Origin of the sequence: Mycolicibacterium arseniciresistens (assembly GCF_030519285.1) — a bacterium.
Lineage (GTDB): Bacteria > Actinomycetota > Actinomycetes > Mycobacteriales > Mycobacteriaceae > Mycobacterium > Mycobacterium arseniciresistens.
This window is the reverse complement of sequence record NZ_JAUMSQ010000070.1, coordinates 24,690-32,630: the sequence shown is the minus strand read 5'-3', so window position 1 is coordinate 32,630 and position 7,941 is coordinate 24,690. Positions and strand designations below refer to the sequence as shown.

The following is a 7,941-nucleotide window of genomic DNA, read 5'->3' as shown; positions in this document are numbered from 1 at the left end:
CACCCGTCCGCGCCGCAGCGGTGCGTCGGGCACCACCGCCACGAGCACCGACGCGGGTCGTGCGGCGACGGGCACCGAAGAGGCTCCGGCCACGGCCGAGGCTGCAGTGGGCACCGAGGCCGCTGCCGGCGCCGCCGCAGAGACGACCCAGAATACGGAGAGCTGACATGCTTATCCCGCGCAAGGTCAAGCACCGCAAGCAGCATCACCCGCGCCAGCGTGGCGTCGCCAGTGGCGGCACCTCGGTGAGCTTCGGCGATTACGGAATCCAGGCACTCGAGCACGCCTACATCACCAACCGGCAGATCGAGTCCGCCCGTATCGCCATCAACCGGCACATCAAGCGTGGCGGCAAGGTGTGGATCAACATCTTCCCCGACCGCCCGCTGACCAAGAAGCCCGCCGAGACCCGCATGGGTTCCGGTAAGGGTTCGCCGGAGTGGTGGATCGCCAACGTCAAGCCGGGCCGCGTGCTGTTCGAGCTGAGCTACCCGGACGAGAAGATCGCGCGCGACGCGCTGACCCGCGCGATCCACAAGTTGCCGATCAAGGCGCGCATCGTGACCAGAGAGGAGAACTTCTGATGGCCGTTGGAGTTTCCACTGGTGAACTGCGTGAACTGACCGATGACGAGCTGACCGACCGGCTGCGTGAATCCAAGGAAGAGCTGTTCAATCTGCGCTTCCAGATGGCCACCGGCCAGCTCGCCAACAACCGCCGGCTTCGTGTCGTGCGGCAGGAGATCGCGCGCGTGTACACCGTGCTGCGCGAACGTGAACTGGGCTTGGCTTCCGGGCCCGCAGGTGAGGAATCGTAATGGCAGACGCAAAATCTGACGCCACCGAAAAGGGTGCGGCCCGCACCCCGCGCACCGAGAAGCCGCGTGGACGTCGCAAGACGGCCATCGGCTACGTGGTGAGCGACAAGATGCAGAAGACCATTGTGGTCGAGCTGGAATCGCGTAAGAGCCACCCGCTCTACGGCAAGATCATCCGGACCACGACCAAGGTCAAGGCGCATGACGAGAACGGCGATGCCGGCGTCGGCGACCGCGTCTCCCTGATGGAGACCCGTCCGCTGTCGGCCACCAAGCGGTGGCGTCTCGTCGACGTGCTCGAGAAGGCCAAGTAGGCCGACCGGCAAGTACAACGGCGAAAAAGCCCCGCACGCTCAGCGTGCGGGGCTTTTCCTTGCCCGGCGTACGGGACGCCATTGGCTACCGGCGGCTTTGTCGAAATCAACCATTACAGGTTTGCCTGACGGCCGGATTGTCTACGCTCGGCCCTGTGAGGGTTGGTATCTGGCCTGTATTTCGGGCGATGTCGGCCGTCGGCACAAGTCTTGTCTTGTTAACCATGCCGGCGGCCTTCGCTTTTCCAGCGACGGCAGCGCCGGGAGACGGGGGTCAGGTCGCCACTGCGCCGACCCTGCGCCTTGCCGACGTCGGCGCCGATCCGGTGGTCGCGTTCTACGGCACCCAGGGCATCTCGTCGCTCACCATCCCGGTGCCGCCCGGTCTGGTGCCCGCGTCGATGGACGTGACGGTGGAGATCCCGGTCAACGTCGCCGCCGGAACGCTCACGGCCACCCAGGAGAACCGGACGCTGTCGCGGGTCGGGCTGCCGATGGTCGACCGGGCGCCGATCTCGATCCCGCTCGCCGGCGCCGCCGTCGTCGACAACGCGGTGACGGTCACCCTGCGCAGCTACCTGACCCCCACCGGCGACTACTGCCTCGATCCGTCCAATCCGCTGCGCCTGGTCGATGCGGCCGTCCGGTACGAGGGCACCGAGGCGCCGCCGCGCACGGTGGCCGACTTCCTGCCGCCGATCCTGCGCCGCCTCGACCTGTTCGTTCCGGAGACACCGTCGCGTGTCGAGTCCGACGCCGCGCTGCGGATCGCGACCGCAGTGGTCGCCCGGTACGGGAAGCAGAACACCGAGGTGTCGGTCACCGCGCTCGCCGGCGGCCAGGACGCGCCGCCGGGGCCGTCGCAGCCGCTGCAGCGCCAGGTCGTCATCCGGGAGGGCGCCGACGCGGGGGTCTCGCTGCTCGGCACAGTCGGCGTGCCGTCGCTGCTGATCAGCGGCGAGGCCGGGGAGCTGACCAACCAGGCCCGGCTGCTGTCCAGCGACGTCAACCGGTTGGCGCTGAGCTCCAAAGCCGTTGTCGGACCGGTGCAGTCGAGCCCCGTACTGGCTTCGGACAGCACGACGCTGCGCCGCCTCGGGCAGCCGGGCGTGAACGCCACCGGGCTGTCGCCGCAGGTGTCGCTCGGCCTCGACCAGACCAGGCTCGGCCGCTCCGCACGCAACGTGCGTGTCCACCTGCAGGGGTCCTACACCCCGCTGCCGTCGCAGATCGGCGGCCAGCTCGTCGTCGCGATCGGCGCGGAGACGCTGGACAGCTGGACCGCCGACAGCACGGGCCGCATCGACCGGTGGATCGACGTGCCCGACCAGCTGCTCGAGCGCTACACGAACCTGGGTGTGACGCTGGACATCAGCGGGAACGTGGGCCGCTGCGGCGAATTCCAGCCGATCACGCTGACGATCGACGGCGACAGCGAGATCCGCAGTGAGCGCGCCGCGCCACCGCTGCCCGGCGGTTTCCAGGCGCTGCCGCAGGCGCTGATGCCGCGCGTCGAGGTCGGCATCGGTGAGGACTTCGCCGACACCCGGCGCGCAGTCGCGATCCTCGTCGGGTTGCAGCGGCTGAGCGGCTTGCCGGTCGACACCGCGGTGACCTCGGTGGCCGAGGCCGCCGCCTCACCGAATCCCGCGGTGCTGATCGATGCAGGCGGATGGACCGACGACCGGATCGCGCTGCCGGTCGCAGCCGATGCCGACGGCGAGCTGAACATCCAGAATGCAGGCGGCGCCGGGGAATCCGGCACCCTGACCGTGACCCCGGCACCGGCCTTCGGTTCACTGCAGACCACCTACGCCGGCAACCGCACCGTACTGGTGGCGACGTCGGACAACGCGCCCGGCGAGCTCGACCGGCTGCTGGACTGGCTGTCGGCCGACGTGGACCGCTGGTCGCGGCTGACCGGCAACGCGTTGATCGCAGTGCCCGGTGAGCCACCGGTGACGGTGGCGGCCGGCGACGGCGCACCAGACGTCGCGGCCGCACCGGCCGACGAAGGCGGGCCGGGCTTCCGCTGGGTGATCGGCGCCGCGGCCGTCGCGGTAGCCGTGCTCGGGGTCGGGCTGATCTGGCTGCTGCGCAAGCGGTCCCGCCGACAACCATGACCGCGACGGCACCTGTCGAGACCGAAACCGGCCCGCGCGGGCCGGCGGCGCTGCTCGCCAGGTACGAGGACATCCACCCGGTCTACCGGCTGATCATCAGGTGGGCGTTCATCGCGGCACTCACCGTTGTGGCGTTCTGGGACAGCCTGGTGAGCCTTGCGGAGACCAGCCGGGCCGGCGGCATCGGCGCCTACGTGTGGACGGTGCCCGCGGCGGCGATCCTGGTGGCGATCGGAGTGGCCCGCCGCAACCGCACCGAACTGCCCATCCACGACCGTCAGACCGACATCATCGTCGGGACGATGGGGCTGGTGCTCGCGCTGCTGCTGCAGGGGGTGCTGCTGCAGCGGTACGCACTGTTCTTCCACCTGCTGCGGCTGGACTTCGTGGCGATGTGGTTGTTCATCGTCAGCTGCTGCATCGTGCTGTTCGGACTGCGCCCGGTGATCCGGTTCGCCTGGGTGTGGTTCATGTTGCTGCTCGCATTCTCGCTGCCCTACTACCTCGCGGTGATCCTGTTCGGCGGGGGGAAGTTCGCGGCGGGCGCGGTGACGCTGCTGATCGCGGGCCTCGGCACCGGCATCGCCACCGGACGTACCCGACGGCGCGGTGCGATCGGGTCCGCCGCGGCATGGATCGTCGGGTTCGGTGTGCTGCTCGTGGTCGGCGTCTTCTTCCCGGACGCGCCCATCCAGGTCTACCAGCAGGTTCCTGCGCTGACGGCGATCAGTGTGGTCGGCATGGTGATGTACCTGCGGTCCCGCCGCGGCGCCCCCAAACGGATCCTGGAACGCTCCGTCGAACCGCTGGCCGCCAAGCAGGTGTGGTCCGGTGTGCCGCTGGTGATCGTGGTCGCGCTGGTGCTGTCGTTCTTCCCGCTGCCCGCCGTGACCACCACCGCCCCGATCAGCAGGTCCACTCCCGGCTTCCTGGAGCCGGGCCAGCCGCTGACGGCGCCGACTGGCTGGTCGACCACCGCCGTCCAGACCTACGAGCAGGTGCAGCGGCTGTACGGTGACGACGCGGTGCTGGTGCGTCAGACCATGACCGCCGATGTGGGAAATGTGCGGTGGGACAAGGCGTCCCGACCGCGCACCCTCGTGGTGGACAGTATCGTCAGCGAGCGGCCGTTCGCATTCGGGGTGTACCCGGGACGGGTGTTGTACGGGTTGACCGCGGCCCGGCTGAGCGCACTGCGTCCTGTCGACCTGGGGATGGGGGTCACGGGACAGTTGCTCTCCGTCGTCGACGACGACCTGCTGGTGACGTGGAACTCCCTGCAGTTCGCCTGGGGCAGTGACGACATCGCGCAGCGGGTGACGATCTTCGCCGTCGACAACCACGAACCGGACGCTCCGTTCCCGGTGCCGTCGGGCAACCTGTTCCCGACCCTGCGGACCCTGTTGACCCTGCTGTTCCGCGGCAACGCGGTGCTCGACCAGCGCACGCCGACGTTCAAGGACGGCGAACTGCTCACCGTGTTCGGGCGGGCACTGGTCGGTGCGCAGTTCGCGGCCACGGGAGCACAGCGATGACCACGTTCGCCGACCGTCCGTCGCCCGAGGACGCCACCGAGGAGGAGCAGCAGTACGCGTTGCACCGGGCGATCGACGGTCTGCGCGAGGACGATCCGCTGCGGTCTGCCTCGATCTCCGTCGTCCCCTGGCAGAAGGCGGTGGTCTGGGCGCTGTTGGCGCTGCTTGCGGTGTGCGCGGTCTGGCAGCCGATGCCCACGGCGGTCGCTCTGATCGGGCTGTGCACGCTGGGCTATCTGCTCACGATGGCCGACCGGTTGCTCATCTTCCGGCAGGGCCTGGCGTCGCGGGCGATCGTCATCACCGACGAGGAGGCTCGCGCCACCCCCGACGCCGACCTCCCGCCGTACACGATCCTGGTGCCCGCCTACAACGAGCCCGAGGTGGTGGGCGATCTGATCGGCGCGATGGCGGCGCTTGAGTACCCGTCCGACAAGTTGCAGGTGCTGCTGCTGCTGGAGGCCGACGACGACGTCACCATCGCCGCGGCCCGCGCATGCGCGGAGTCCGACGCCATCACGATCGTGCTGGTGCCACCCGCGGATCCGCGCACGAAACCGAAGGCGTGCAACTACGGTCTGTACTTCGCGACCGGTGAGATCGTGACGATCTTCGACGCCGAAGACCTGCCGGAGCCGCTGCAGCTGCGCCGGGTGGTGACCGCATTCGGCCGGCTGCCCGACGACATCGCCTGCGTGCAGGCCAAACTCGTCTACCACAACGGTCACCAGAATCTGCTCACCGCATGGTTCACCGCCGAGTACGCGTTGTGGTTCGGCTACCTGCTGCCCGGGATGATGGGTTCGACGTCACCGATCCCGCTCGGCGGCACGTCGAATCATCTCCGTCGTGACGTGCTCGAACAGATCGGCGCGTGGGATCCCTTCAACGTCACCGAGGACGCCGACCTCGGACTGCGCATCGCGTCCAACGGCTATCACACCGCGGTGATCGACTCCCGCACGCTCGAGGAGGCCAACAGCGATCCGATCAACTGGATCAGGCAGCGATCCCGTTGGTACAAGGGCTATCTGCAGACCTGGCTGGTGCAGATCCGCAGACCGGTGCGGCTGTATCGCACCATCGGCTTCCGCAGCTTCGTCCGCTTCAACCTGGTGCTCGCGGGCACGCCGATCATCGCGGTGCTCAACCTGGCGTTCTGGTTGATCACCCTGGTCTGGTTCCTCGGCCAGCCCGCGGTGGTCGAGGACATCTTCCCGATGTACATCTACTTCCCGGCGCTCATCGCGCTGATCCTGGGCAACGCCGCCACGCTCTACATGAATCTGATCGCGCTGCGCGAGGACGACCGCTCCGACCTGCTGGTGGCCGCGCTGACCGTGCCCGCTTTCTGGGTGATGATGAGCGTGGCCGCCGCCAAGGGCTGCTACCAGCTGATCCGCAATCCGTCGTACTGGGAGAAGACGTTCCACGGCCTGTCCGAACGGCCCGACGACGTCGAGGCGCAACAGGCCGGGCCGTCGTGACCGATCGCCGGCTCAAGGCGGCGCTGTTCGTCGTGACCCTGGTGATCTATCTCGGGGTCGGATACTGGCTGCAGGTGCGCAACGGCTTCATCCTCGGCGACGCGCTGTCCCGGGTCTCGGCGGCCCAGTCGGTGCTGTTCAGCCGGGACCCGCACCTGGCCGCGATCGGTTTCATCTTCACGCCGTTGACGGCGATGGTGCAGATCCCCGCGGTGCTGGCCAGCCCGCTGTGGCCGGAGATGACCGAGCGGGCGTTCTCGGGCAGCATGATGTCGGCGGTGTTCATGGCCGGTGCGGCCGTGCAGATCCTGTCCATGGGCACCGACCGCGGACTGCCGCGCGGCTACGCGCTCACGATCGCCGCCGTGTTCGCGCTGAACCCGATGATCGTGTTCTACGGCTCGAACGGGATGAGTGAGGCGCCGTTCGTGTTCTTCATGTCGTGGGCGGTGCGCAGGCTGATCCTCTGGATGGTCGACGACGACGTGCACCATCTGGTCACCGCGGGCGGCATCGCGATGGGCCTGGCCTACCTCACCCGCTATGACGCGGTGGCCTGCATCGCGGCGGCCGGACTGCTCGTCGGCGTCACCACCTATCTGCGTGCCACCTCAGCGCCGCGGTTCCGCCGGGCACTGCTCGACCTGCTGATGGTCAGCGGACCCGGCACCGCGGCGTTCCTCGGCTGGGCGGTGATCAGCTGGCTGATCACCGGAGAAGCGTTCGCGCAGTTCACCTCCCAGTACGGCAACACCGCGATACTCGAGCAGTCGGGGCAGACGGTGCCGACCTTCGGTTCCGGGATGCTGTTCGCCGTCGTGTGCATCCTGCTGCTCGCCCCCGCGCTGCTGCCGATCGGGCTGTGGGCGGCGGTGGGACGGGCGCGGGGGCCGAACTGGCAGGTGCTGCTGCCGCCGCTGGCCGTCTACGGCGCCGCTCTGGCATTTCAGACGGTGGGCTACGCCGCCGGGTCGACTTTCCCGTTCCTGCGGTTCTACGTCATCGCGGTGCCGCTGACCGCCTGCCTGGCGATGCTCGCGGTGCCGGACGGCGCGCTGCTGCCGGCCAAAAGGCGCGGCAGGTATGCACCGCCCCCCGTCGAACCGGGCCCTCGCCGGCCGTGGCCGGTCTACGCGACGGTGGCTCTGGTCTTCGCGCTCGGGCTCCCGGTGACGGCGTGGGGGATGAGCCTGCCGAAGTACGCACCGCAGGAGTACGCGCTGGGCGCCGTGCTGGCGCCGGACCCCGACAGCGTCAGCGGCCGCAAGAAGATCGAGCACCGCATCGCCGCCTCCTTCTCCACCGAACGCGAGATCGCGCACTATCTCGACGATCTCGGCCTTCCGGAGAGCTCGGTGATCACCGACACCGTCTACGGGTTCGCCGTCCTGGCGGCGTCGGACCGGCCGAAGACGTTCGTGGTGCCCTCGGATCCGGACTTCACCGCGCTGCTGAACGCGCCCGCCGAGAACGGCGTCCGGTATCTGCTGGCGGTGCCGCCGGAGGGCCGCGGCGCCGCCGATGCGCTGAACCTGCGCTATCCGACGCTGTACGACACCGGCGCCGACGTGGCGACGCTGGAACTCTCGATCCCCAACGACGGTGACAGCCAACCCGATTGGCGGTTGTACCGGGTCAACGAAGCGGTGCCGGAAGCCTAGGCCC

General features: G+C 68.8%; 7 protein-coding genes. All 7 read left to right on the top strand.

Annotated features, from left to right (window positions below):
- The first annotated feature begins 167 nt into the window (after positions 1-167).
- The gene (gene rplP, locus Q2100_RS12140) at positions 168-584 is read left to right on the top strand and encodes a 50S ribosomal protein L16 (protein ID WP_264011066.1); all 417 of its coding nucleotides are present in this window, start codon (positions 168-170) and stop codon (positions 582-584) included.
- Positions 584-817 carry a 50S ribosomal protein L29 gene (gene rpmC / locus Q2100_RS12135; RefSeq protein ID WP_264011067.1) on the top strand — a complete coding sequence of 78 codons (234 nt, stop codon included), beginning with the start codon at positions 584-586 and terminating at the stop codon, positions 815-817. Before rplP ends, rpmC begins: the two co-directional genes overlap by 1 nt.
- On the top strand, positions 817-1,131 hold the full coding sequence (gene rpsQ / locus Q2100_RS12130; protein ID WP_264011068.1) for a 30S ribosomal protein S17: 315 nt from the start codon (positions 817-819) through the stop codon (positions 1,129-1,131). The genes rpmC and rpsQ overlap by 1 nt, the downstream gene beginning before the upstream one ends.
- Before the next feature lie 224 nt (positions 1,132-1,355).
- Entirely contained in the window at positions 1,356-3,254 is a 1,899-nt protein-coding gene (locus Q2100_RS12125) for a hypothetical protein (protein WP_302914249.1), read from the top strand.
- A complete protein-coding gene (locus Q2100_RS12120) occupies positions 3,251-4,789 on the top strand; it encodes a hypothetical protein (RefSeq protein ID WP_302914248.1) in 1,539 nt (512 codons plus the stop codon). The genes Q2100_RS12125 and Q2100_RS12120 overlap by 4 nt, the downstream gene beginning before the upstream one ends.
- Entirely contained in the window at positions 4,786-6,276 is a 1,491-nt protein-coding gene (locus Q2100_RS12115; RefSeq protein ID WP_302914247.1) for a glycosyltransferase, read from the top strand. The genes Q2100_RS12120 and Q2100_RS12115 overlap by 4 nt, the downstream gene beginning before the upstream one ends.
- On the top strand, positions 6,273-7,937 hold the full coding sequence (locus Q2100_RS12110; RefSeq protein ID WP_302914246.1) for an ArnT family glycosyltransferase: 1,665 nt from the start codon (positions 6,273-6,275) through the stop codon (positions 7,935-7,937). Before Q2100_RS12115 ends, Q2100_RS12110 begins: the two co-directional genes overlap by 4 nt.
- Positions 7,938-7,941 lie beyond the last annotated feature (4 nt).

What these genes read in the sequence shown, in the direction of transcription:
- rplP (WP_264011066.1), top strand. Translation starts at nt 168, where the DNA reads ATGCTTATCCCGCGCAAGGTCAAGCACCGCAAGCAGCATCACCCGCGC.
- rpmC (WP_264011067.1), top strand. Translation starts at nt 584, where the DNA reads ATGGCCGTTGGAGTTTCCACTGGTGAACTGCGTGAACTGACCGATGAC.
- rpsQ (WP_264011068.1), top strand. Translation starts at nt 817, where the DNA reads ATGGCAGACGCAAAATCTGACGCCACCGAAAAGGGTGCGGCCCGCACC.
- Q2100_RS12125 (WP_302914249.1), top strand. Translation starts at nt 1,356, where the DNA reads ATGCCGGCGGCCTTCGCTTTTCCAGCGACGGCAGCGCCGGGAGACGGG.
- Q2100_RS12120 (WP_302914248.1), top strand. Translation starts at nt 3,251, where the DNA reads ATGACCGCGACGGCACCTGTCGAGACCGAAACCGGCCCGCGCGGGCCG.
- Q2100_RS12115 (WP_302914247.1), top strand. Translation starts at nt 4,786, where the DNA reads ATGACCACGTTCGCCGACCGTCCGTCGCCCGAGGACGCCACCGAGGAG.